Source organism: Amphritea sp., from assembly GCF_016744155.1.
Lineage (GTDB): Bacteria > Pseudomonadota > Gammaproteobacteria > Pseudomonadales > Balneatricaceae > Amphritea.
In genome coordinates this window covers 37049-59992 of record NZ_JADGEW010000001.1, presented here as the reverse complement: position 1 = coordinate 59992, position 22944 = coordinate 37049, and the positions used below count along the sequence as shown (strand labels likewise).

General features: G+C 46.1%; 24 protein-coding genes. 19 read left to right on the top strand and 5 right to left on the bottom strand.

Features of this window, described 5'->3' with window-relative positions; all coding sequences use genetic code 11:
* Nucleotides 1–6: 6 nt before the first annotated feature.
* The 3 genes from atpG to QZZ54_RS00275 are packed head-to-tail and all read left to right on the top strand — an operon-like array spanning nt 7 to nt 2742.
* Nucleotides 7–870: a F0F1 ATP synthase subunit gamma gene (gene atpG / locus QZZ54_RS00285; protein ID WP_290696968.1), complete on the top strand. Its 864-nt coding sequence runs from the start codon at nt 7–9 to the stop codon at nt 868–870.
* Between the two features lie 36 nt (nt 871–906).
* Complete coding sequence (gene atpD, locus QZZ54_RS00280) at nt 907–2283, top strand: F0F1 ATP synthase subunit beta (RefSeq protein ID WP_290696965.1); 1377 nt, start codon at nt 907–909, stop codon at nt 2281–2283.
* Nucleotides 2284–2316: 33 nt separating this feature from the next.
* Entirely contained in the window at nt 2317–2742 is a 426-nt protein-coding gene (locus QZZ54_RS00275; protein ID WP_290696962.1) for a F0F1 ATP synthase subunit epsilon, read from the top strand.
* 182 nt (nt 2743–2924) lie between these two features.
* Here QZZ54_RS00275 and QZZ54_RS00270 read toward each other — a convergent pair whose 3' ends face one another.
* Nucleotides 2925–3665 (bottom strand): helix-turn-helix domain-containing protein, encoded by a 741-nt coding sequence (locus QZZ54_RS00270; RefSeq protein ID WP_290696959.1) that lies wholly within the window; start codon nt 3663–3665, stop codon nt 2925–2927.
* Between the two features lie 144 nt (nt 3666–3809).
* On the opposite strand from QZZ54_RS00270, the gene glmU reads away from it, so the two are divergent.
* From glmU to QZZ54_RS00250, 4 genes are all read left to right on the top strand, one after another.
* The gene (gene glmU / locus QZZ54_RS00265) at nt 3810–5171 is read left to right on the top strand and encodes a bifunctional UDP-N-acetylglucosamine diphosphorylase/glucosamine-1-phosphate N-acetyltransferase GlmU (protein WP_290698176.1); all 1362 of its coding nucleotides are present in this window, start codon (nt 3810–3812) and stop codon (nt 5169–5171) included.
* A 12-nt stretch (nt 5172–5183) separates the two neighbouring features.
* A complete protein-coding gene (glmS, locus tag QZZ54_RS00260; protein WP_290696956.1) occupies nt 5184–7013 on the top strand; it encodes a glutamine--fructose-6-phosphate transaminase (isomerizing) in 1830 nt (609 codons plus the stop codon).
* Between the two features lie 143 nt (nt 7014–7156).
* Nucleotides 7157–8413, top strand: coding sequence for a cytosine deaminase (codA, locus tag QZZ54_RS00255; protein WP_290696953.1), 1257 nt, complete (start codon nt 7157–7159; stop codon nt 8411–8413).
* A 134-nt stretch (nt 8414–8547) separates the two neighbouring features.
* Nucleotides 8548–10038, top strand: a complete 1491-nt coding sequence (locus QZZ54_RS00250) for an FMN-binding glutamate synthase family protein (protein ID WP_290696949.1) — start codon at nt 8548–8550, stop codon at nt 10036–10038.
* A gap of 47 nt (nt 10039–10085) precedes the next feature.
* Here the strand turns inward: QZZ54_RS00250 and QZZ54_RS00245 are convergent, their stop codons facing one another.
* Complete coding sequence (locus tag QZZ54_RS00245; RefSeq protein WP_290696947.1) at nt 10086–10292, bottom strand: PA3496 family putative envelope integrity protein; 207 nt, start codon at nt 10290–10292, stop codon at nt 10086–10088.
* A 209-nt stretch (nt 10293–10501) separates the two neighbouring features.
* Nucleotides 10502–11383 carry an SIS domain-containing protein gene (locus tag QZZ54_RS00240; protein WP_290696944.1) on the bottom strand — a complete coding sequence of 294 codons (882 nt, stop codon included), beginning with the start codon at nt 11381–11383 and terminating at the stop codon, nt 10502–10504.
* A gap of 223 nt (nt 11384–11606) precedes the next feature.
* On the opposite strand from QZZ54_RS00240, the gene QZZ54_RS00235 reads away from it, so the two are divergent.
* From QZZ54_RS00235 to QZZ54_RS00215, 5 genes are all read left to right on the top strand, one after another.
* Nucleotides 11607–12737, top strand: a complete 1131-nt coding sequence (locus QZZ54_RS00235) for a TRAP transporter substrate-binding protein (protein ID WP_290696941.1) — start codon at nt 11607–11609, stop codon at nt 12735–12737.
* A gap of 411 nt (nt 12738–13148) precedes the next feature.
* Complete coding sequence (locus tag QZZ54_RS00230; protein ID WP_290696939.1) at nt 13149–13394, top strand: hypothetical protein; 246 nt, start codon at nt 13149–13151, stop codon at nt 13392–13394.
* Nucleotides 13395–13672: 278 nt separating this feature from the next.
* Nucleotides 13673–13906 (top strand): hypothetical protein, encoded by a 234-nt coding sequence (locus QZZ54_RS00225; RefSeq protein WP_290696936.1) that lies wholly within the window; start codon nt 13673–13675, stop codon nt 13904–13906.
* A gap of 286 nt (nt 13907–14192) precedes the next feature.
* Complete coding sequence (locus tag QZZ54_RS00220) at nt 14193–14438, top strand: hypothetical protein (RefSeq protein ID WP_290696933.1); 246 nt, start codon at nt 14193–14195, stop codon at nt 14436–14438.
* A 268-nt stretch (nt 14439–14706) separates the two neighbouring features.
* Entirely contained in the window at nt 14707–14940 is a 234-nt protein-coding gene (locus QZZ54_RS00215; protein WP_290696930.1) for a hypothetical protein, read from the top strand.
* Between the two features lie 67 nt (nt 14941–15007).
* On the opposite strand, the gene QZZ54_RS00210 is transcribed toward QZZ54_RS00215, so the two are convergent.
* The gene (locus QZZ54_RS00210; protein WP_290696927.1) at nt 15008–16387 is read right to left on the bottom strand and encodes a TRAP transporter large permease subunit; all 1380 of its coding nucleotides are present in this window, start codon (nt 16385–16387) and stop codon (nt 15008–15010) included.
* Nucleotides 16384–16938, bottom strand: a complete 555-nt coding sequence (locus QZZ54_RS00205; protein ID WP_290696924.1) for a TRAP transporter small permease subunit — start codon at nt 16936–16938, stop codon at nt 16384–16386. Before QZZ54_RS00205 ends, QZZ54_RS00210 begins: the two co-directional genes overlap by 4 nt.
* A gap of 193 nt (nt 16939–17131) precedes the next feature.
* Here QZZ54_RS00205 and QZZ54_RS00200 point away from each other — a divergent pair, with 193 nt between their 5' ends.
* The 7 genes from QZZ54_RS00200 to QZZ54_RS00170 all read left to right on the top strand — a co-directional run bounded on the left by QZZ54_RS00200 (nt 17132) and on the right by QZZ54_RS00170 (nt 22935).
* Complete coding sequence (locus QZZ54_RS00200; protein ID WP_290696921.1) at nt 17132–17731, top strand: YjaG family protein; 600 nt, start codon at nt 17132–17134, stop codon at nt 17729–17731.
* Complete coding sequence (locus QZZ54_RS00195) at nt 17728–17988, top strand: hypothetical protein (RefSeq protein ID WP_290696918.1); 261 nt, start codon at nt 17728–17730, stop codon at nt 17986–17988. Before QZZ54_RS00200 ends, QZZ54_RS00195 begins: the two co-directional genes overlap by 4 nt.
* Nucleotides 17989–18007: 19 nt before the next feature.
* Nucleotides 18008–18436, top strand: a complete 429-nt coding sequence (locus QZZ54_RS00190) for a hypothetical protein (protein ID WP_290696915.1) — start codon at nt 18008–18010, stop codon at nt 18434–18436.
* A gap of 592 nt (nt 18437–19028) precedes the next feature.
* Entirely contained in the window at nt 19029–19838 is an 810-nt protein-coding gene (locus tag QZZ54_RS00185) for a response regulator (RefSeq protein WP_290696912.1), read from the top strand.
* Nucleotides 19839–19884: 46 nt separating this feature from the next.
* Nucleotides 19885–20247, top strand: a complete 363-nt coding sequence (locus tag QZZ54_RS00180; RefSeq protein WP_290696910.1) for a response regulator — start codon at nt 19885–19887, stop codon at nt 20245–20247.
* Between the two features lie 9 nt (nt 20248–20256).
* Nucleotides 20257–20766: a chemotaxis protein CheW gene (locus QZZ54_RS00175; RefSeq protein ID WP_290696907.1), complete on the top strand. Its 510-nt coding sequence runs from the start codon at nt 20257–20259 to the stop codon at nt 20764–20766.
* A 21-nt stretch (nt 20767–20787) separates the two neighbouring features.
* Entirely contained in the window at nt 20788–22935 is a 2148-nt protein-coding gene (locus QZZ54_RS00170) for a methyl-accepting chemotaxis protein (RefSeq protein WP_290696905.1), read from the top strand.
* Nucleotides 22936–22944 lie beyond the last annotated feature (9 nt).

Genomic DNA, 22944 nt, shown 5'->3' with positions numbered 1-22944 from the left:
GGAACTATGGCAGCCGGAAAAGAGATAAAGACGCAGATAGCCAGTATTCAGGGCACACGTAAGATTACCAGCGCTATGGAAATGGTGGCTGCATCTAAAATGCGTAAAGCTCAGGATCGTATGCAGGCAAGCCGTCCTTATGCCCGGAGTATCCGTGGCGTAATTCAGCACCTGGCGAAATCCAATCCTGAATATAAGCATCTGTATCTGCAACAGCGCGAAGTAAAGCGTGTCGGTTTCATTGTTGTAGCAACTGACCGTGGTCTCTGCGGTGGCTTGAACATTAATGCGTTCAAGGCAGCTATTGCCAAGATGAACGAATTTAACAACCAGAATATCGATATCGAAATCTGTGCGTTGGGTTCTAAGTCTGTAAGCTTCTTTAAAACATTTGGCGGTAACGTAACCGCAGCAAAAACTGGTCTGGGTGATAAGCCTGAAGCAGCTGAGCTGATTGGTACCGTTAAAGTGATGCTGGATGCTTACGATGAAGGCAAGCTGGATCAAGTGTTTGTGGTATCTAACGAATTCGTTAATACCATGACACAGACTCCACAAGTAGAGCAGATTCTTCCGCTGAAAGCAGAAGACGATGATGACCGTCTTAACCATCACTGGGATTATATTTACGAGCCAGATGCAAAAGAGCTGTTGAACGGCTTACTGGTTCGTTACATTGAGTCCCTGGTCTATCAGGCCGTGGTTGAGAACAATGCCTGTGAACAGGCAGCACGAATGCTGGCGATGAAGAATGCAACCGACAACGCCGGTGACCTAATCGATGAGCTGCAAATGATTTACAACAAGGCTCGTCAAACTGCGATCACTCAGGAAATTTCTGAAATCGTAAGTGGTGCTGCTGCTGTATAAGGCAGTTAACAGGTTTAATGTTAAGAGGATCCGAACATGAGTAGCGGACGTATTGTTCAGATCATCGGCGCAGTAGTCGACGTGGAATTCCCACGCGACAGTGTACCGAAGATCTATGATGCACTGACTGTAGAGGCCAAAGGCCTTACACTTGAAGTTCAGCAGCAGCTGGGCGACGGTGTTGTACGTGCAATCGCTATGGGTCAGACGGAAGGCGTAAGCCGTGGTCTGGACGTAGTTAACACTGGTGCGCCAGTTTCTGTACCTGTAGGTACAGCGACTCTGGGTCGTATCATGGATGTATTGGGTAACCCAATCGATGAGTGTGGACCTATCGGTGAAGAAGAGCGTATGCCTATTCACCGTAAGGCACCTTCTTATGCTGACCAGGCGGCTTCTAACGAGCTACTGGAAACCGGCATCAAGGTAATCGATCTGGTATGCCCATTCGCGAAGGGTGGTAAAGTTGGTCTGTTTGGTGGTGCCGGTGTAGGCAAAACCGTAAACATGATGGAACTGATCCGAAACATCGCGATCGAGCACTCTGGCTTCTCCGTATTTGCGGGTGTAGGCGAGCGTACTCGTGAAGGTAACGACTTCTACTATGAGATGAAAGAATCCAATGTATTGGATAAAGTATCTCTGGTTTATGGTCAGATGAATGAGCCTCCAGGTAACCGTCTGCGTGTAGCGCTGACTGGCCTGACAATGGCTGAGAAATTCCGTGACGAAGGTCGTGACGTACTGTTGTTTGTTGACAACATCTACCGTTACACACTGGCAGGAACAGAAGTATCTGCACTGCTAGGTCGTATGCCTTCAGCGGTAGGTTATCAGCCAACACTGGCGGAAGAGATGGGCGTTCTACAGGAACGTATCACCTCGACTAAGACTGGTTCTATCACGTCTATTCAAGCGGTATACGTACCTGCGGATGACTTGACCGATCCATCTCCAGCGACCACGTTCTCCCACTTGGATGCGACAGTAGTACTGTCACGTCAGATTGCCGAGCTGGGTATCTACCCTGCGGTAGATCCTCTGGATTCTACCTCTCGTCAGCTGGATCCATTGGTAATCGGCCAGGAGCATTACGACATTGCTCGTCAGGTTCAGGGTGTTCTACAGCGTTATAAAGAGCTGAAAGACATCATTGCGATCCTGGGTATGGACGAGCTGTCTGAAGAAGACAAGCAGGTGGTAACACGTGCTCGTAAGATTCAGCGCTTCTTGTCTCAGCCGTTCTTCGTAGCTGAAGTATTCACCGGAGCTCCAGGTAAGTACGTATCTCTGAAAGACACCATCAGCGCATTCAAGGGTATCCTTGCTGGCGACTATGATGATCTTCCTGAGCAAGCGTTCTACATGGTTGGCGGAATCGACGAAGTGGTTGAAAAAGCTAAGAGCATGTAAATGCGCTTAGTTAACCTTTAAAAGGATAACAACATGGCTATGACTGTTCATTGTGACATCGTAAGTGCTGAAGAAGAGATCTTCTCTGGTCTTATTGAGTTCGTTTCAGTGACAGGTAGCCTGGGTGATCTGGGTATATACCCAGGTCACGCTCCGCTTCTGTCGGAACTGAAACCAGGTCCTGTAGAGCTAAAGAAACAGGGTGGTGAGCAGGAGATCTTCTACGTCTCTGGCGGTTTTATTGAAGTACAAGCACACAGAATATCTGTCCTAGCGGACGTTGCACTGCGTGCGGGTGACATCAATGAAGCAGCCGCAGAGGAAGTTAAGAAGCATGCTGAACATGCGATGGCTGATCAGAGCAGCGAACTGGATTATTCCCGTGCTACTGCTCAACTTGCCGAAGCTACAGCTCAACTGCGTACTATTCAGCAGATTCGTAAGAAGATGGGTAAATAACCCAGCCTTACTTAACTGCTACTCGAATAAAAAGCGACCGATTAGGTCGCTTTTTTTTGTTAAAAAAATGCAACCAGTTGCTAGATGTGACTGCGTCACTTGTTAGTAGCTAGACGCAATTTCGTTACTCGCTAGAAAAAAACTTAATGGGCAGGATCAAACTCTGTTTAGCTACTAGCCACTTATAGCAAGCCCCATAAGGTATCAAAAATAATCTTTTGTGCTGCAGCAACCTCCTTAGATTCGATTACCACTGCCGTTGGATAGTTAGCTGATGCCAGGGAGATAATTGCACATTTAGGTGGGTATACTGCGATATAGGCGGCATCAACTTTACCTTCGGTTTTAATCCATTTACGTTCACTTAGTTCGGCATCTTCACCTCCGTCACCTATAGCGATTACTTTTACTTCTATGCCTTTCTGAATTCGTTGGGCAGTGAAGTTAGGGAAGGGACGATAGAGATGTTTACGGATCGGTTTTGAGGAGAAGATGGAATAGCGTTTGGGGTTTTGTTTAGACACTGTATTGAGAATGTCTCTCAGTACTTGCTCAATGCCGCTGTCACCTTCGTAGTAGCTGACATTAGCTGTATTAAAGTCCGGCATCAGGTGATGTAGTTCTGGTACTACCTTGGTTTTTAATTGATCTATTGCTGAGTTGAGAGAATGGCGGCGCTCTTCTGCCAGTTCTAACAGTATCTCTGGCTCCCGGGCACTGAACAGACGACGCTTACCTTTTGGCAGATAGGTGACAATTCCTTTCTGTTGCATCTCTTTAAGGCAATCATAAGTTGTGCCTCGATTGATACCCGCTTTTTCGGCGACAGTTCGAATTGCGCTGGGGCCCAGAGAGAGGAGTGCACGGTAAATTGTGATCTCACGTTTGGTGAGTCCGAGTAGTTCAAACAGTTCTTCATTCATATTTGTCAATTTTTCTCTGACGTTTAATATTGCATCTGTAAGCAGTTAGATTAAAGTTCTGTTAAATTGTTACTTATGTCAACAACAGCAGACCACTGGAAGTGGTTAATGCTGTAATAAACCAAGGATGCTTCTGTTTTGAATATGCTTGATATCGTCATCCTGGCAGCAGGCCAGGGTAGTCGGATGAAATCCTCTCTGCCTAAAGTACTTCATACCGTTGGCGGTAAGCCGATGCTGCAGCATGTGATTGATAATGCGCAAACTTTGTCCAATTCGCAGGTTCACGTTGTTATTGGTCACGGTGCTGAAAAAGTAAAAGCCGTACTTTCTGAACAAAGTGTCGAGTTTGCCCTGCAAGCTGAACAATTGGGAACCGGCCATGCTGTCGCACAAGCGATGCCTTGTGTGTCTGATAATGGCGTTGTGTTGGTGCTCTACGGTGATGTGCCTCTGACCCGTTCAGAAACGATGGCTGAACTGGTAAAGATAGCTGAGCGTGGACAATTCGGGTTGCTGACGGTTAATCTGGCAGATCCTACCGGGTATGGGCGGATAGTCCGTAGTGATACCGGAGATGTGGTGGCTATTGTTGAGCATAAGGATGCCAGCGAAGCAGAACGGGCTATAACCGAAGTGAATACGGGTATTCTGGCTCTACCTTCAGCGTTATTGAAGGAGTGGATTCCACAGCTGTCCTCTAATAATGTTCAGGGTGAATACTATCTGACCGATATTATCGCGATGGCTGCTGAGCAGGGAGTACGAATTCAGGCGATTCATCCAGCCACCGAACAAGAAGTACAAGGTGTTAATAACCGGATGCAACAGGCTGAACTGGAGCGTTGGTATCAGTTGGGCCAAGCAGAAAACTTGATGCTGGAAGGCGTTAGTCTGACCGATCCTGCACGGATTGATGTGCGTGGTGTGGTGAATGTTGGTCATGATGTGTCGATCGATATCAACGTGATTCTGGAAGGCAAGGTAAGCATTGGCGATAATGTCACTATTGAGGCTAATTGCATCATTAAGGATTCAGTTATCGGATCCGGTACCCATATTAAAGCGAACTCAATGTTGGAAAAGGCAGTAGTTGCTGAAAATTGCGATATTGGTCCTTTTGCTCGTTTGCGCCCGGGCAGTCGTCTGGAGAATAATGCTAAAGTCGGTAATTTCGTAGAGACAAAGAAAGTGACTATTGGCGAAGGTAGTAAGGTTAATCATCTGAGCTATATCGGCGATGCAGAGGTAGGTGTCGGAGTTAATGTAGGCGCGGGAACTATTACCTGTAATTACGATGGGGTGAATAAATCCGTCACTGAGATCGGCGACGGTGCATTTATTGGCTCAAACAGCGCCTTGGTTGCACCGGTAAAGATCGGTGCAGGTGCTACGGTTGGTGCAGGCTCAACCATCACTAAAGAAGTAGCCGCTGAGCAGCTAGCGGTTACCCGGGCTAAACAGATTAACCTGAATAACTGGCAGCGCCCGGTTAAAAAGTCATAAGGAAGCGGAATTATGTGTGGAATAGTTGGGGCTATCGCTGGCCGGAATATTTCAGCGATTCTGTTGGAAGGGCTTAAGAGACTTGAATACCGAGGTTACGATTCTGCCGGTATGGCGGTTCTGAATAGTGAAACCATGCAATTGGATCACTTGAAACGAGTGGGCAAGGTTGCTCAGTTAGACGCAGCTTTGAGTGGTTCACCCCTGCCTGGCTACCTGGGTATAGCCCATACTCGTTGGGCAACTCACGGTAAGCCGGAGCAACGAAATGCGCATCCGCATCTTTCAGCTGATCGGATTGCTGTAGTACATAACGGTATTATCGAAAATCATAATGAATTGAAAGAGGAGCTGTCTGCAACTGGCTATCAGTTCCTGTCAGATACTGACACTGAAGTAGTAACTCATCTGATACACCGTGAAGTGATTGCGGGTAAAGGGTTGATAGAAGCCCTTAAAGAGACCATAAAACGGCTTGATGGTGCTTATGCGCTGGCGGTGGTTGATCAGGAGCAACCGGATCTTTTATTGGCTACCCGGATGGGGAGTCCACTGGTGATAGGTGTTGGGATAGAGGAAAATTTCATCGCCTCTGATCCGCTGGCATTGTTACAGGTAACTGACCGCTTTATCTATCTGGAAGAGGGTGACCTGGCAGCCATTAGCCGTTCTGAGGTGAAAGTAGAGAATGCACAAGGTGATGCTGTTCAGCATGAAGTACAGCTGTTTGAACATGGCCATGATGCTGCAGATAAGGGCGAATACCGTCACTATATGCTGAAAGAGATATACGAACAGCCCAAGGTTATCCGTAATGCTCTTGAAGGGCGGATCCACCATGGCCACGTACTTGAGCAGGCTTTTGGTACCGGGGCTTCTGAGCTATTTGATCAGGTAAAGATGGTACAGATTGTTGCCTGTGGCACCAGCTATAATGCCGGGGTTGTGGCGCGTTACTGGATCGAAAAAATTGTTGGCATCCCCTGTATGGTGGAAGTGGCGAGTGAGTTCCGCTACCGACAGACTGTCTGTATGCCGGGTACGTTGTTTATTTCTATTTCCCAGTCCGGAGAGACCGCTGATACTTTGTCAGCGTTGCGTGAAGCGAAAGAGCAGGATTATCTCGGCTTTCTGTCCATCTGTAATGTGGCGGGCAGCTCTCTGGTACGTGAGTCCGATCTGGCAATAATGACCAATGCGGGACCAGAGATTGGCGTCGCATCAACCAAGGCTTTCACCAGTCAGCTGGTCGTTCTGATGCTGACAACTTTAGTACTGGCTCGTCGCTATGGTTTTAAAGGCGAACAGGAGATAGTTGCCGGACTGGAACAGTTAGATAACCTGACTGATCAGGTGCTGGCGCTTGATCCGCAGATTCAGCAAATGGCTGAGCATTTCGTTGATAAGCATCATGCTCTGTTTCTGGGGCGGGGTACTATCTATCCGGTAGCTGTAGAAGGCGCTCTGAAGCTAAAAGAGATCTCTTATATCCATGCAGAGGCTTATCCCGCCGGGGAGCTTAAGCACGGCCCTCTGGCGCTGGTAGATGAAGATATGCCTGTGGTAGCGGTCGCACCAAATAACTCGTTACTGGAAAAGCTCCAGGCTAATCTGGAAGAGGTGCGTGCCCGGGGTGGAAAACTGTTCCTGTTTGCCGATTCCAAAGCACAAGTAAAACCGGGGGATGATCTGGAACTGATCACCCTGCCGGATGTGCCAACCGTTATGGCGCCGATCATTTATTCAATACCTTTACAGCTGCTGGCTTACTACGTTGCTGTGCTAAAAGGCACCGATGTGGATCAGCCGCGTAATCTGGCAAAGTCGGTTACTGTTGAATAGTTGATAGGGTCTGAAGTCAGTTCCCTTTATTTGCACATCAAATGATCTGCAGGTGTTTATCTATTGAATACCTGTAGATTGTTTTCTTGATTGAGCAGGTTCTGTTTCAACACCCTAATAGTGACAATTAAAGCGAGAATAATATGGAGATTGTTAACGCTCGTCTGCGAAGTAAAGCAGCGCTATATAGCTTGAAAATCAATAAGGGTTACTTTACGGCTATCTGCGAACAAGATGGCCCGTTGAGTGTTGTAGAGGGGCAGATCGATGCTAGTGGGAAGTTGGTCTGCGCGCCCTTTGTTGAACCACATATCCATCTGGATGCAGCGTTAACGGCCGGTGAACCTAACTGGAACCAGAGCGGCACACTGTTTGAGGGTATTGAGCGGTGGAGTGAGCGTAAGCCACTATTAAATGAAGCTGATATACGCCAACGGGCTAGGAAAACAATCCAGTTATTGGTGAGCCAGGGGGTGCAACATATCCGTACCCATGCAGATGTCAGTGACCCAAGTCTGATAGGTATTAAAACCCTTTGTGCGCTGCGGGATGAGCTTTCTGACAAAATTGATATCCAGGTCGTAGCATTTCCTCAGGAGGGGCTGCTCTCTTATCCGAGTGGACTTGAGTTGATGGAGCAAGCGCTGCAGATTGGCGCAGATGTTGTGGGTGGTATTCCACATTTTGAGTACACCCGCGAGTTAGGCGAAGCTTCGATGAAAAAGGTAATCGAGCTGGCACTGAAATACGACCGTCTGGTGGATGTACATTGTGATGAGACGGATGATCCTAACTCCCGCTTTCTTGAAGTGCTGGCGGCAGAGGCCTTGTTCAATAATATGGGCTCAAGAGTCACTGCCAGCCATACCACGGCGATGGGCTCTTACGATAATGCCTATTGTTCTAAGCTGTTTCGCTTACTGAAAAAATCAGGCATTAACTTTGTTTCCTGCCCAACGGAGAGTATCCATCTGCAAGGTCGCTTTGATAGCTACCCTAAACGCCGTGGTCTTACTCGGGTAAAAGAGCTTAATGCCGAAGGTATAAATGTTTGTTTTGGCGAAGACTCAATCTTTGATCCCTGGTATTCCCTGGGTAATGGCAAACTATTACGTACTCTGGATTTCGGCCTGCATATCTGTCAGATGATGGGATATACAGATTTCAGCACAGCACTTGATTTGATTACTGATAACAGCGCTCGGACGCTGAATATTCATGACTGTTATGGCATACAAGTCGGTAATTCCGGTAGTTTTATATTGCTAGATGGTGAAGATGACTACAGCGTAATTCGTCAGCAGGGGGAGGTCTTATTGTCAGTACGCCATGGTCAGGTGATTATGCAGCGCGAACTGGCCCGTGTGGTTTCTCCTGACTGGATCAGCGATGATAATTAATCTGCAAATTTGTCATTAAATATAATTTTTCTACTCAGTCTATTGTTCCCATATGCTTTGCCGATACAACAGGTTAGGATTGTTGCATCTGTTTCTTAATATGCGCTAACAAATAATAACTAGGAGTGCGGAATATGATCGATCCCGTCAGTAGCTTTGCGATTAATTTCGTGGCAATTCTGGGCGGCATTTTGCTGTTGATCGTCATCGGTGGATTAATAATTGGGTTGATTATTTATCAAATAGATAAACATCAAACCAAGCAGACTATACGACGAAACTATCCGTTATTTGGCCGCTTCCGCTATGTTTTTGAGCATCTGGGTGAGTTCTTCCGACAGTATTTCTTCGCTATGGACAGAGAAGAGATGCCTTTTAACCGGGCGCAGCGCAGTTGGTGTTATCGAGCCGCAAAGGATATCGATAATACTATCGCTTTTGGTTCATCCCGGGATCTGCGAATTCCCGGTACTTATTTCTTCCTTAACTGCCCGTTTCCTACTTTAAAAGAAGATGCAGTGAAGAATCAGCCCCTGCGTATTGGTCCTCATTGTCGTCAGCCTTTTGATGCAAAATCATTTTTTAATATTTCGGGCATGAGCTACGGAGCTTTATCAAAGCCCGCTGTTCAGGCGCTTTCTCGGGGTGCTAGAGAGGCGGGTTGCTGGATGAATACCGGTGAGGGCGGTTTGTCTCCGTACCATTTAGAAGGAGGTTGTGACATTGTTTGCCAGATAGGTACTGCCAAATACGGCGTACGTGATCAACAGGGCATGCTCAACGATGAGAAACTGAAAGAGAAAGCCGCTCATGAGCAGGTCAAGATGTTTGAAATTAAGCTCAGCCAGGGAGCTAAACCTGGTAAAGGTGGGATGCTGCCGGCTGAGAAAGTCAGCGCTGACATAGCGGCAATTAGGGGTATACCGGAAGGCCAGGCGTCTATTAGTCCAAATCGGCACCCGGATATCGCGTCGATCGATGACCTGTTGGATATGGTTAGCCATATTCGCGAGGTGACCGGTAAGCCGGTGGGTTTCAAGCTAGTGCTAGGTTCTACAGACTGGCTGGATGAGTTTTGCGAGCGGATGGTCTCCCGGGGTATTGAAGAAGCGCCAGACTTTATTACTTTAGACAGTAGTGATGGTGGTACCGGTGCGGCACCGATGCCACTGATGGATAGTGTTGGGCTACCGCTAAGGGAAAGTTTACCGGCTTTGGTTAACAAGCTGATTATGCATGGTCTGCGGGATCGAGTCAGGGTGGTCGCATCGGGTAAGTGTATCAACCCTACTGATGTCGCTGCTGCGCTTTGTATGGGCGCCGATTTTTGTGTCAGTGCCAGGGGCTTTATGTTTGCACTCGGCTGTATTCAGGCGTTGCAGTGTAATAAGAACACCTGCCCGACCGGTATTACGACCCACGATAAAGATTTGCAGCGTGGCTTAGTGCCGGAAAACAAATCGGTAAGGGTGACAAATTATCATAGGCATCTGGCGAACGAGGTGGAGATGATTGCCCATTCATGCGGTGTATCCGAGCCCCGCAAGCTAAAACGTAAGCATGCAGCGATAGTGATAGACAGTGGCCGTTCAGTACCGCTGGATATTCTCTACCCAGAGATGTAATAGAACTGAAAAAAGCCTGCATCAGCGGGCTTTTTTATACCTTATCTTTAAATATCGTCAAACCAGAGTTCATCGTTAATCTGATGTTCGAGTTCTTTCTGTTGTTTACGTTCTTCAATAGCACGTCGGTAGGTAAGGCTTTTCATTGAGGCTTTCTTGAGTTTAGCCTGTTTTTTTTCCTCATCTATACCAACAATTATATCAAAGACTTCTGTTTGAATTTGGCTGAGATTCTGATCTTTCCGTTTCAGCATAGCACTGGTTCCTATACCTTCTGTAAAATCTATCTGAAAGCCTGAAATGAGGGCTGGCTAACAGACCATTTTGCTTTATTGGTAACAGCTAGACTCTTTTTTATAACAGAAAAAAGAGAATTTCAAGGATGCAGAGGCCTGAAAAGAGGCCTCAACGGGAGAGATAGTGACGGAAGAATGTTACAGAAATGAGAAAAACCTTACAGAAATCAGTCAGCAGGTTTTCGTAAAGGCAGGCGTTTATCGTTCTGACGTAGGCTCTTCAGGCTGCGTTTGATCGTTTTGAGGTGGTCGAGCAGTCCTGGCCCCAGTTTCATTGCTACACCAACGGCTAGTACATCAATAACTACCAGATGAACAACCCTAGAAGACATCAGCGTACTGAGGTCTTTATCTTCTTCCAGGTCGATATGAATTGATATCGATGCCAGATCCGCTAGTGGGGTATTGCTTGGGCAAAGTGATATAACGGTTACCCCGGCGTCTTTAACCAGTTTTACCGAATGCAGTAGGTCCTTGGTGCGGCCTGTTTGAGATATAGCGATCACGACATCCTGCTCCGTCAGAGTCGTTGCTGATATCATCTGCATGTGTGGGTCTGAATAGGCAGAGGTTGCTATTTTTAAGCGATGAAACTTGTGCTGGGCGTCATTACAGACGGGAGCGGATGCACCAAAACCGTAGAGCTCCAGGCGGTTAGTACTGGCAATAGCATCAATAGCGGCTTCGAGGGTTTCAGCGTTAAGTTCTTCCCGAACCCGCATCATGTTGCCGACGGTTGAATCGAATATCTTCTGCTTAAACTCGCTGACAGTATCTTTACTGTTGAGGGAGAATTGCTCGAAGTTAGCATTGCTCGCAAGGCCTTGTGCCAACGTCAGCTTAAAATCCTGAAAGCCGTCATAGTTAAGTGCCCGACAGAAACGTACTACGGTGGGCTCACTCACATTAGCTTCGGAGGCCAGATCAACAATCCGCATATGGATTACATCCGCAGGATTCTCCAGAACGTAGTCAGCAACTTTCTGTTCCGACTTGCGGAGGTTGGATTTTGCATCAGCAATAGATTTAAGAAGGTTAAGGGACTGCAAGTTAGATTCCGTCTTCAGGTTATGCGTAATGTAACGGCAATGAGTATATCAGTAATTCAGATTAAGAGAATAAACGCATAGCCTATTATTAGCGCTATTTAGCTGTGAGAAAGGTCATATAGTAGAGAGCTTACTATTTGAAATTGCAGGATTTATAACTAGGTGCTATGTTCATTGGGTTATGTATAAAAATAGAACAAAATGACGATTAGGGAGAAGCCTTGTGAAACGTCGTGCGATTGTTAAAGTCCTGGGACTAGGTGCTGCTGCGGTAGGCCTGGCTGCTTGTACGGAACAAAAAGCTCCGGTTGCTGATTGTAAACCGGTTGCTCAGCCTGCTGCACCAGTAGCGGCTAAGCCTGAAACCATCGAATGGAAGATGGTTACAACCTGGCCAAAAAACTTCCCCGGTTTGGGGACGGGTGCGAATAACCTGGCGGACCTGATCGGCGCAATGTCCGGTGGGCGGATCAAAGTAAAAGTCTATGGTGCTAAAGAGCTCGTCGGCGCGCTAGAGATCTTTGATGCCGTATCCCGTGGTACTGCAGAAATGGGTCATGGTGCTGCATACTATTGGAAAGGTAAGACTCGTGCCGCCCAGTTCTTTGCCGCGGTTCCTTTCGGACTTACCGCTCAGGAGATGAATTCATGGCTGTATCACGGTGGTGGTATGGAGCTATGGGAGGAAGTTTACGCCGAGTTCGGTCTGATTCCTGGCGCGGCGGGTAATACCGGTGTGCAGATGGGTGGCTGGTTTAACCGTGAAATTAACTCAGTAGACGACCTGAAAGGTCTGAAAATGCGTATCCCGGGTCTGGGTGGTGAAGTGCTCAAGCGGGCAGGTGGTACACCGGTACTGTTGCCTGGTGGTGAGATCTTCCCATCACTACAGTCCGGAGCTATTGATGCAACTGAGTGGGTAGGTCCATATAACGATATGGCCTTCGGTCTGCATAAAGCAGCTAAGTACTACTACTATCCGGGATGGCATGAGCCAGGTACAACCCTGGAAAGCTTCATCAATAAAGAAGCCTTTGATAAGCTGCCTGAAGACCTTCAGGTTATTGTACGTAGTGCTATTCGTGTGGCGAACCAGGATATGTTGGCTGATTTCACAGCGAAGAATAACCGTGCTCTGGAACAGTTGGTAAATGAACACGGTGTTGAATTGCGCCAGTTCCCCGATGAGGTTCTTAAAGAAATTAAGACTTTATCAGATGCGGTAGTATCTGAAGAGGCGGCGAAAGATCCAATGTCGCAGAAAGTCTTTGAGTCTTTCGTTAAGTTCCGTGATCAGGCTACCAAGTGGCATGCGGTATCTGAGCAGGCTTATCTGAACGCTCGATCTTTGTAAGCTCTTTATGTAACAAAAAAAACAGGCTTTTATGCCTGTTTTTTTACGCCTTAAAATCTGATTTTTCAGCAGTTATCACTGGAAGCGTTTATATAGTGATGCTGAATTTATGATGACTGGCTTAAATGGATATGCCGTCAGGGACGGGAGCGGCTAATGGTGATCAGACCTCATAGGTGAACTCTCTGTAGGTTAAGGGAAATGGCACCTACTCTTACCTTGCCCCTGTACTTAAAACGTCTTCACTAATGCCGTAAGGCTTTTTCACCTAACCGTATTTGAATCTATTCTCGTTATAACATTTATATAGCCTTAAGATGTAAATGTTATAACGAGAATAGTTATTTTCAGCCGGATTTCAGGAAAGTCTCATATATTGAATGTGAATTGAAAACATATGAAGGTGTCGCCATGAGTATTAAATTATTAACCGGTATTACTTTAGGCTTAGCAATGATCTCATCTAGCGCTTTTGCTGCCAATACTATTCTAGAAGAGCCTTATTCAAGCCATGTAATAAATAATTCAAAATTTAATTCCAGCTATGGAACAACTAATTCAGAAATGAATAGCGCTTCTAATCAAGTTGTTGATGCAGGAGTCAATAGCGGTAAAATGACTCCTATTTTTGGTTGGGATGCTGATTCGTCAAATTAAGTAAAATGATTTTTATATTTAAAAGCCTCATGGTTTTCTTCATGAGGTTTTTTTTGGTCTAACAGATATAAAATAAAACATTAATCATAGAAAATATTTTTAATTACCTGCGAAGAATTCTCTTATGACAAACTGCAGAGATTAGAGGTGATGGAATAAAAAAGTATTTTTAATAATGCCTTTAGTTAAAGTTTAATAAAAATGATATAAATTTTCAGCCGTATTTCAGGAAGGGATTATATATTGAACGTGAATTGAAATTAAGTGAGGAAGCGACTATGAATATTAAACTATTAACCGGTATTACTTTAGGCTTAGCAATGATAACGTCCAGCGCATTTGCTGCCAATACTATTCTAGAAGGGCCTTATTCAAACACTATAATAAGCACTTCGGAAGTTAACTCCAGCTATGGAACAAGCAACTTTGAAACTCATAGTGCTTCTAATAAAGCGATAAGTAACAATAAGATCACTGCTGTTTTGGGTTGGGATACTGATTCATCAAGGTAAGTAAAAATGTCATATTTTTAAAAAAGCCTCATGGTACATACCATGGGGTTTTTTGGTTTAGAAGTTGTCACATAAAACATTACCCACAGAATGACTGTGGAGTTACTGGCGAACAATTCCCTTATGTTGATCAGCATGCTTTCGTGATGAGGATATAGAATATATTAAAGTCTATCGTCCAAAAAGTTTTTAGTTAATGTTTATTAAATATAGTAGTAATTTTCAGCCGTATTTCAGGAAGGTCTTATATATTGAATGTGAATTGAAATTAAGTGAGGAAGTCACCATGAACATTAAACTATTAACCGGTATTACATTGGGCTTAGCAATGGTTACGTCTAGCGCATTTGCTGCCAATACTATTCTTGAAGCACCTTATTCGAGTCATGTAATAAATAATTCAAAATTTAACTCTAGCTATGGAACAAATAATTTAGAAATACATAGTGGCTCTAACCAAGCTGTTGATGCAGCGGTAAGTAGCGATAAAATAACTCCTATCTTTGGTTGGGATACTGATTCATCCAGGTAAGTAAAACAATTTCATGTTTTTAAGCCTCATGGTTAACACCATGAGGCTTTTTGGTTTAGTGACCGCCAGATAAAATATTAACCCTGTATTAAATACGAAATAATCAGCGCATGTTGAACTGCATTCTTTCGAGATAGAACAATGAAATAGACAGAATTCCCTTGCTTAACATACTTTTAAGTATTGTAAATATAATAGCAATTTTCAGTCGTATTTCAGGAAGGTCTTATATATTGAATGTGAATTGAAATTAAGTGAGGAAGTCACCATGAACATCAAATTATTAACCGGTATTACTTTGGGCTTAGCAATGGTCACGTCCAGCGCATTTGCTGCCAATACTATTCTTGAGGGGCCTTACTCAAGCCATGTAACAAGCATTTCAGAAGTTAACTCCAGCTATGGGACAAGCAACGCTGAAATAGATAGCGTTTCTAATAATGCGGTAAGCAGCAACAATATCACTGCTGTTTGGGGTTGGGATACTGACTCATCACGATAGGTAAAATTATTTCATAAAAAAGCCTCATGGTAGTCACTACCATGAGGCTTTTTTTAGCTATATTGATCTAACCGTACACTAGATTTGGCAACCAAGTAGCCAGCCCAGGCCACTGCGCTATAGCAAACAGAGCCACGAGCTGGATTAGAATAAAGGGAATGACTCCTCGATAGATCTGCATGGTTGAGATGCTTTCTGGTGCTACACCGCGGAGATAGAATAGTGCAAAGCCAAAGGGAGGCGTGAGGAAGGAGGTTTGCAGGTTGATAGCTATCATCACACCTAACCATATAGGATCAAGCCCCATTACCAGCAGTATTGGCGCGACGATGGGCACTACAACAAAGGTAATTTCAATAAAGTCGAGAAAGAATCCCAGCAAGAAAATCACCAGCATTACTAACGCCACTGCACCAAAGACGCCGCCTGGAAGGTCAGCCAGGAACTCTCTTACCAGGTCATCGCCACCGTAACCACGAAATACCAGAGAGAATATGGATGCCCCGACCAGAATAATGAAGACCATTGAGCTGACTTGGGTTGTGGTGCGCATGACGTCTTTGAGAATATCCAGCGTAAAGCAGCGACGTGCTATTGCCAGTCCCATCGCACCAACCGCGCCCACAGAGGCGGCTTCAGTGGGTGTTGCCCAGCCTCCCAGAATAGAGCCCAAAACTAAGCCCACTAAAAAAATTGGTGGTAACAGGGCCGAGATAACCCGTTTGAACATATTATCCATCGCATCCCGTTCATCCTGTGGAATGGCTGGGACAGTTTCCGGATGGAAGATAGCTTTAAAAATAAGATAGAGAATATAAGCACCCACCAACAGTAGCCCGGGTATCAAAGCCCCAAGGAATAGGTCGCCTACCGTTACTGTTTCTGGTGAGTATATGCCCTGATCTAGTTGGGCCTGCTGATAGGCTGAGGATATTACATCGCCAAGCAGCACTAAAACGATTGAGGGTGGGATAATCTGTCCTAGGGTTCCTGAGGCACAGATGATGCCGGTGGCGACTTTTGGGTCATAGCCCCGTCGTAACATCGTAGGGAGTGAAAGCAGGCCCATAGTCACTACGGTAGCGCCGACGATGCCGGTGCTGGCAGCAAGCAACATCCCAACGACGGTGACTGATATTCCAAGACCTCCCCGAAGAGGGCCAAACAGGGCTGCCATTGTATCCAATAGATCTTCCGCGACTTTGGATTTTTCCAGCATGACGCCCATGAAGACAAATAGAGGCACGGCAATCAGTACCGTGTTATTCATTATCCCAAATAAGCGATTAGGCACCGCTTCAAGAAAACTGGGCTCAAAGTGACCAGTCATAATTCCGATTGCGGCGAAAATAAGCCCAGTACCCGCGAGTGAAAAGGCAACGGAATAACCAAGCAGGAGAACAAAGATCGCGCCAAGAAACAGAAATAGCGGTAGTAATTCACTCATAATGGACGCTCCTGAATATCCGTTTCTGTCAGGTGTTCTTGCCCAGTCAGTACCATCAGGTTGCGCAGTAGCTCAGCAATGCCTTGCAGAGCCATCATTAGTGGCATAAGTAACAGAGAAGTTTTCAAAATAAATAGAGCCTCGATACCGCCGGCTTCTTGGGAGCCCTCCAGAGTGAGCCATGAGAAAGCGACATATTCCCAGGAGATCCAGAAAATAAATAGGGAAACCGGTAGTAGCAGGAACAGGGTACCTATTATATTGATGATGGCTTTTCCCCGTTCTCCCAGGGGCCGGTAGAATATATCTACCCGAACATGTCCATCATGCTTAAGGGTATAGCCCGCCCCCAGCAAAAAGATAAAGCTATGCATATAGATCATTGATTCTTGTAACTGGATATTGCCGATATTGAGGACGTAGCGCATCACAACGACAACAAAGGTGACCAAGACCATCAGTAGCGTTAGCCAGGCAATACTGCGCCCGGTCCACTCGCTGAAGCTGTCTAGTCCACTGACTATTCTGGCGATAGAGTTCTTATTATTCATGGTTTTTATTTTCCACTAAGAGCGTACTTTGCTATTTTGAGTATACAGTAAAAAAATGAATCGAATCAGGGGATTAATCATAAGTAATCCTGTTGCTAAGGTGCTTTTGATGAGGCTTAGGAATCGCTGATAACTGCTGCAAAATGATTCCTGCGCTGTACAATAGGGCAAACACAATTCTGGAGTTATTCTGATGTCACAATGGTCGCTGGAAAAAGAGCTGAAGGTTCTCGAAGGCTGGCAGCTGAGCGCCTTCTCAGTTGCGATAACCGAGCGGATGTTTCCCAATTTTGCTCTGTTCTCCACGCTGCTGGAGTTTGGTGACCGGGATCAGGTTCGCAGTATTCTGGATGGCATCTGGAGCAAGCTGGGTAATACCGGTGCGAAAATGAATTTTGAGGTTCAGCAGGTTAATGTTGAAGCGAATATGCCTGACCTCGAAGAGTTTGATATGTACGGAGCCTCTCCGGCATTGGATGCGATGGTTGCGTTGTATTCAACCATTAACTGCCTGCTGGAGCCAAATGGGACTGAAGCGACCAATGTGGGAAATCTATCTCTGGAGTGTGTAGCAACCTTTATTGAGGTGACTGCCGATGCAGAAATGTCGGATGAAGAGCTGCTTCGGTATATCAGTAATCACGACATGATGCTTCAGGAAGAGAGTTTTCAGGAAGATGTTATTGGTCGCCTGAAAGGAATGAAACATGCGACGTCGGCAATAATTAACGAGCTGAAATTGCTGGCTGCCAATGACGGTGTCAGTAACATCGGTGTTAGTGACGAACAATGATTCGATTGGGATTGTTATTATTGGTTCTGCCGGGTGTCGTTCTGATGGCTGTGTTTTGGTCTGAGCAGAGTGCTGTAAATGAGTGCCTTTCAGCCGGAGGTTCATTTGATTATCTGGTATCCAGCTGCGATATGAGCCAGAGTCATCCGTTTGTCCCTTTTGGTGCGCGTAACCCGCTTTTTGTAAATCTGACGATGCTGGCTTCAGCGGTTGGTTTCGGTTTTTGCTTGATTGGGCTCTATGTGAGAGCTCGCTGATTTAAAGGAATTAAATAGAATGCGACGCTTTTGGTTGGGTTTACTTTTGGCAGTTTTAGTTGGTGTTGTTTATGGCTGGCTGTATGGCCCTGAATGGCTCGAGAGCTGGAACGAGACAAATCAACAGGTGGTTGAACAGCAAAAGCGCGAGGGCGTTGAAGTGGGTCAGCAAACCGATCAGCAAGGCTGCTTATCAACGGCGTTACAGCGCGTAGAAAGTTGTAAGGAATCTGAGTACCGCTGTACTGTTAATGGCGGCGCCTTTCTGAAAGCCTGCTGGAACAAAAGCCTGCCCACAGAAGGGTTTTGTGATCAGGTGCCAGCTTATAATGAATCGGCTACCGCTGATGATAAAGCCTGGGTTAAAGATACCTGTAGTGAATTGGGCATATTGGCTAAAGGCTGCCGTTTGTTAATGCGTCAACAGCAACAGTTTTGTAGTCAGTAACGATAGCTTTTTTTCCTTTCGCACAGCAAACTACCCAGATTGGGTAATTTGCTGCAGCTGTCTTATATTGGCCAGTGAAATATAACGTTATCTCCCTTAAGCCTTGATTCTCCGCCTTTTTTCTTGATGTCCCTCAATAGTGCCTATTGCCCCGTTAGATAACTTTTATAGACTATTGTCTTCAAAATCAGCGTTCTTAGGCCTTGTAAATTTTTTACCTGCATCGTAATTTAATACGCTCGTTTGAGGCTTAGAATATTGCTTTCGTTTTTAGATATTCAGCCTGATAAACAGAGTTAAAAAGCACTGTTTACAGACAATAAATATAAGAAAGGTAAATTGACTCTGCCTGTTTTGCGGTTGAGTTTATCGGGTACGAAATGCTACCCGTTTATGCTGTAGGGTAAATCCATATTTTTTAAGGTATGGGTCTGAATCAATTCAATGGTTCGGTAACATCCCTGCGTTAGTCTCGCCTGATCTGTCTTTATCTGCCTGTTCCGCCGCTTTTTTGATTATAAGTATTCTGCATCTTTATCCGACCTATAGGGCGGGTTCAGTATTAAGGTATTTGGGGTAATCAGGAAAAACCATGCATATTGGAACCTTAGGCTTTCCCGCTGATCAACAGCAAAAGCTGGCACGGATACTCGAGTTATCCAAGCATCAGCGTTATGAGTTGGTTGAGTTTGATGCTCATACTCCACCGGATCTGTTATTGCTATTCGGGGCAGACGCTGTGACTGCCCCTGAACTTGATTCCCTGTCTTCAGCTTATCGCTCTCGTATGATTCAGGTGAGTAAGCGCCCTCCAATCGATGCTGGATTAGGTTATATCCGTTACCCGCTGATTTCATCTCGTGTTATCCGCACTCTTGATGATATGACTTCTGAAAATGAGGAGCTGAATCCGGAAGAGCAGGAGGTCGCAACAGCGGCTGCCGAGAACCGATTTAGCAAGTATGAAAATTTTGTTAAAGAAAGTGTATCGACGAAAGATGCGAGTGGTGGTTATCGGGTTTTGGTGGTCGATGATAACAGTTCGATGCAGCAGGCTTTGACGCTGGAACTGGGAAAGCTACCGGCTGCCGTTGAGTTGGCCTACGCCGATACGGGCGAGCAGGCTCTGGAGAAAGTTGCCAGTGATCAGTTTGATTTTATATTTCTCGATGTGCTGATGCCCGGTATTGATGGCTTTGAAACCTGTACCCGCATGCGAGAGATAACTCGTCTGAAGAAAACTCCGATTATTATGCTGACGTCTAAAACTTCTCCGTTGGACGAGGTGAAAGGTATTATGGCCGGCTGCTCAACTTACCTGACTAAGCCGATTGATCCTGATGAGTTTCAAAAAGTGATCACCCGGGTGTCCGGTTGGGTCGATGAATTTAAGCAAGATTAAAAGATGAGTAGTGAACCTTTCATCTGACAAACAGGTTGGAGTAGTAATGAGTAAGAAAATCCTGGTCGTGGATGACGATCCTGTACAACTGCAGCATATAAGTAATCTGTTGAGTAATGTTGATGCTGAATTGATCCTGGCTGCGAATGGGCAGCAGGGGATCTCTAAAGCGCTGGAAGAGCTGCCTGATCTGATTCTGATGGATGTTGTGATGCCTGAAGTGGATGGTTTTGCCGCTTGTCGGCAGATCACTTCAGCGGCTGAAACCCGAAACATTCCGGTGGTGATTGTCTCCAGTAAGAATCAGGAAGCGGACCGGGTCTGGGCGCAGCTTCAGGGGGCTAAGGCGATGATTGCCAAGCCTTTTGCTGATCAGGAACTGTTAGCCCGTGTTAACGAATTTCTCTGAGGTTTGTCTATGGAATCGCAGGAGATCAGTGTAACTGAGTTACCGGAAAGTTATGACTTACGCCATGGGTTTCGGGTGGGATTTCTGCAGTTACTGCTTCAGGCACAAACCCGTTCGGAGTTACTTCGTTGTGGGCATATTTGCGGGATACCGGATACACCTGACTGGTTTGTCGGTTTTATAAATCATCGAGGCGAAGCCGTTCCTGTGTATGACTTTGCCGCATCACTTGGCTTGCAACCTACTGACCAGAAAAAGGGTTGGCTGTTGTTATTGGATGCACCACCGGCAACAGCTGCGCTGCTTTTGGCTGATACTCCAGAGGGTATTACTAACCCTCAATTGCTACAGAATGGTGAGTCTCTTCCGCATCCAGATGTTCTCCAGAATATCTGCGGTGGACAGTATCAGCATCAGAACTCTGTATGGTTCGAGCTAAACCATAGCGCATATTTTTCAGCTCAAAAACAACGCTTTAGAAGAACCGAAACCGACCTGAGTATTGAGCAGGGTATTTAATTTCAACGGGGAATAAAGAGAATGAGTTCATTCTGGCAAATGAAAACAACTAAAGATCGCCAGATCTGGGAATTTCGCAGCATTCGAATGCCTGCCAAATTTGCCATTGCCGGCGCGTTGCTGGTGATCGGGCTTATTTTCATGGGGGCTTCTTTCTACCAGACGGTTGTAATTAAAGAGGAGGCGGAACAGCGCACCTCGGAGTTGAATGATTTCCTGCTGTTAGTGAGTGATATCCGCGCGAACATCGCCCTGGCTCAGTATCACGAGAAAAGCTTCCAGGTCGATAGAAGTATGTCTCAGCTGCCATTGTTTAACGACACAATGGCGAAGGTAGATTCTGATATTCAGGCGATGAAACAGTACTTGAGAACGGATCAGGACAAGGACCAGGTTGCCCGGTTTCAATCGGTTGTCGATAATTATCAGGATACCTTCTACGACGCGTCAGAGGCCTCAGTGGCTGTTGGTTTAACGACTGATTTGGGCTTGTCCGGGCAGATCAATAAGCTGTTGTGGGAAACGGATACAATGATTGTCTGGATTCAGCGGGACTGGCTGCGCAGTTCGTTTGATACCTTGAAAAATAGTATGAGTGAATATATCGCCAGCGGCGGCCGTACTGTTACTAAAGAGACGGTTAGTCATCAGGTTAACCGCTTGAAAAGCCAGATGGAGGCGGTCACCACGGTAAAACAATTCCCTCAAAACCAGGCGGCGGTGATCGAAAATTTGGCGGCATTAGATCTGTTGTTTGCGGAGTTATCAGAATCGGTTGAGCTAGGCACTAAGCAGTTTGATCAGTTACAAACTATCATTGCGGAGTTGGATCCTTTCATAGGCCAGGTAATAAAGCTGACTGATAGTTATAAGGTTCAGAACAGCGATGTTCAGGCTGAAGAAGTGTTGTCGATGGTTACCTATTTCTTTGCCTCAATGGGGTTGATGCTTGTCGCAATGGCGGTGGCTATGTCGATCGTTAAGTACGGGGTAGTCGATCCGGTCAATAAACTGCAGGATACGGTGAACCGAATACGTGAGGGTGACGTAGGCGCGCGAAGCGGACTGGAGGCTCGGGATGAACTGGGACAGCTGGGTTCAGTGCTGGATACCTTGCTGGATGAGAAAGAGCTGGCCCTGACAGCAAAAGAGGAAGAGAACAGAACACTTAACAACTCGATCATCGAGTTGATAAAAAATGTATTCCTGATCAGTCAGCGTGATCTGACAGTACGGGTACCTGTTGCAGAGGATGTCACCGGTGCCATTGCGGATTCGATTAACCAACTGACGACATCGATCGAAACGGTACTCAATGATGTAAATGCGGTATCGGCCCGGGTACACAAAGCGTCTGTACAGGTAAAGTCACAGTCTGAAACTGTACTTACTTATGCCAGCAGGGAGCAGGAAGAGATCGTCGAAACCTTACAAGGTCTTGATTCAGCCATCAAAGCGATGGAGCTGATTTCGAAACTGGCCGTGTTAACCAATAGCGCATCTCAGAAAGCGATTAAAACGTCTGAAACCGCCATGGATTCGGTATCTCAGACGATTGGTAGTATTAATAAGATTCGTCAGACTATCCACGAAGCGGAAAAGCGGATTAAACGTTTGGGTGAACGTTCTCAGGAGATCGGCGGTATCGTAAACCTGATTAACAATATCTCTGAGCGTACCCATGTATTGTCTCTGAATGCGAGTATGCACGCAGCTTCTGCAGGTGAAGCCGGTCGGGGTCTGATGGTGGTGGTAGATGAGGTAAAGCGTCTGGCGGAAAACTCACGGGAGGCAACCTCCGAGATAGAATCGCTGGTGAATAATATCCAGTTGGAGACCGCAGATACTATTAACGTAATGAACACGGTAATCACCGACGTCGTTGAAGGTACCCGGCTGGCAGAGGAAGCGGGTGAGCGTATGGATGAAACCCGCTCGACTACACAAACCTTGGTTGAATCGGTGGTTCGGATCGCCCAGAACTCTGCCCGGCAGGCGAAAGTAGCGAAAGAACTGCGGGGTCGTGCCGGTAAGATTGATGAGACCACCCTGGCCACCAACAAAGAGATGCTGCAGCAAGCGGAACTGTCAGATGAACTGGTAGATGCCGCACAGGAACTGCAGCGCTCTGTAAGCGTATTTAAGCTGGCGGCCCCGGTCGTATCCTGAGCCATCTGA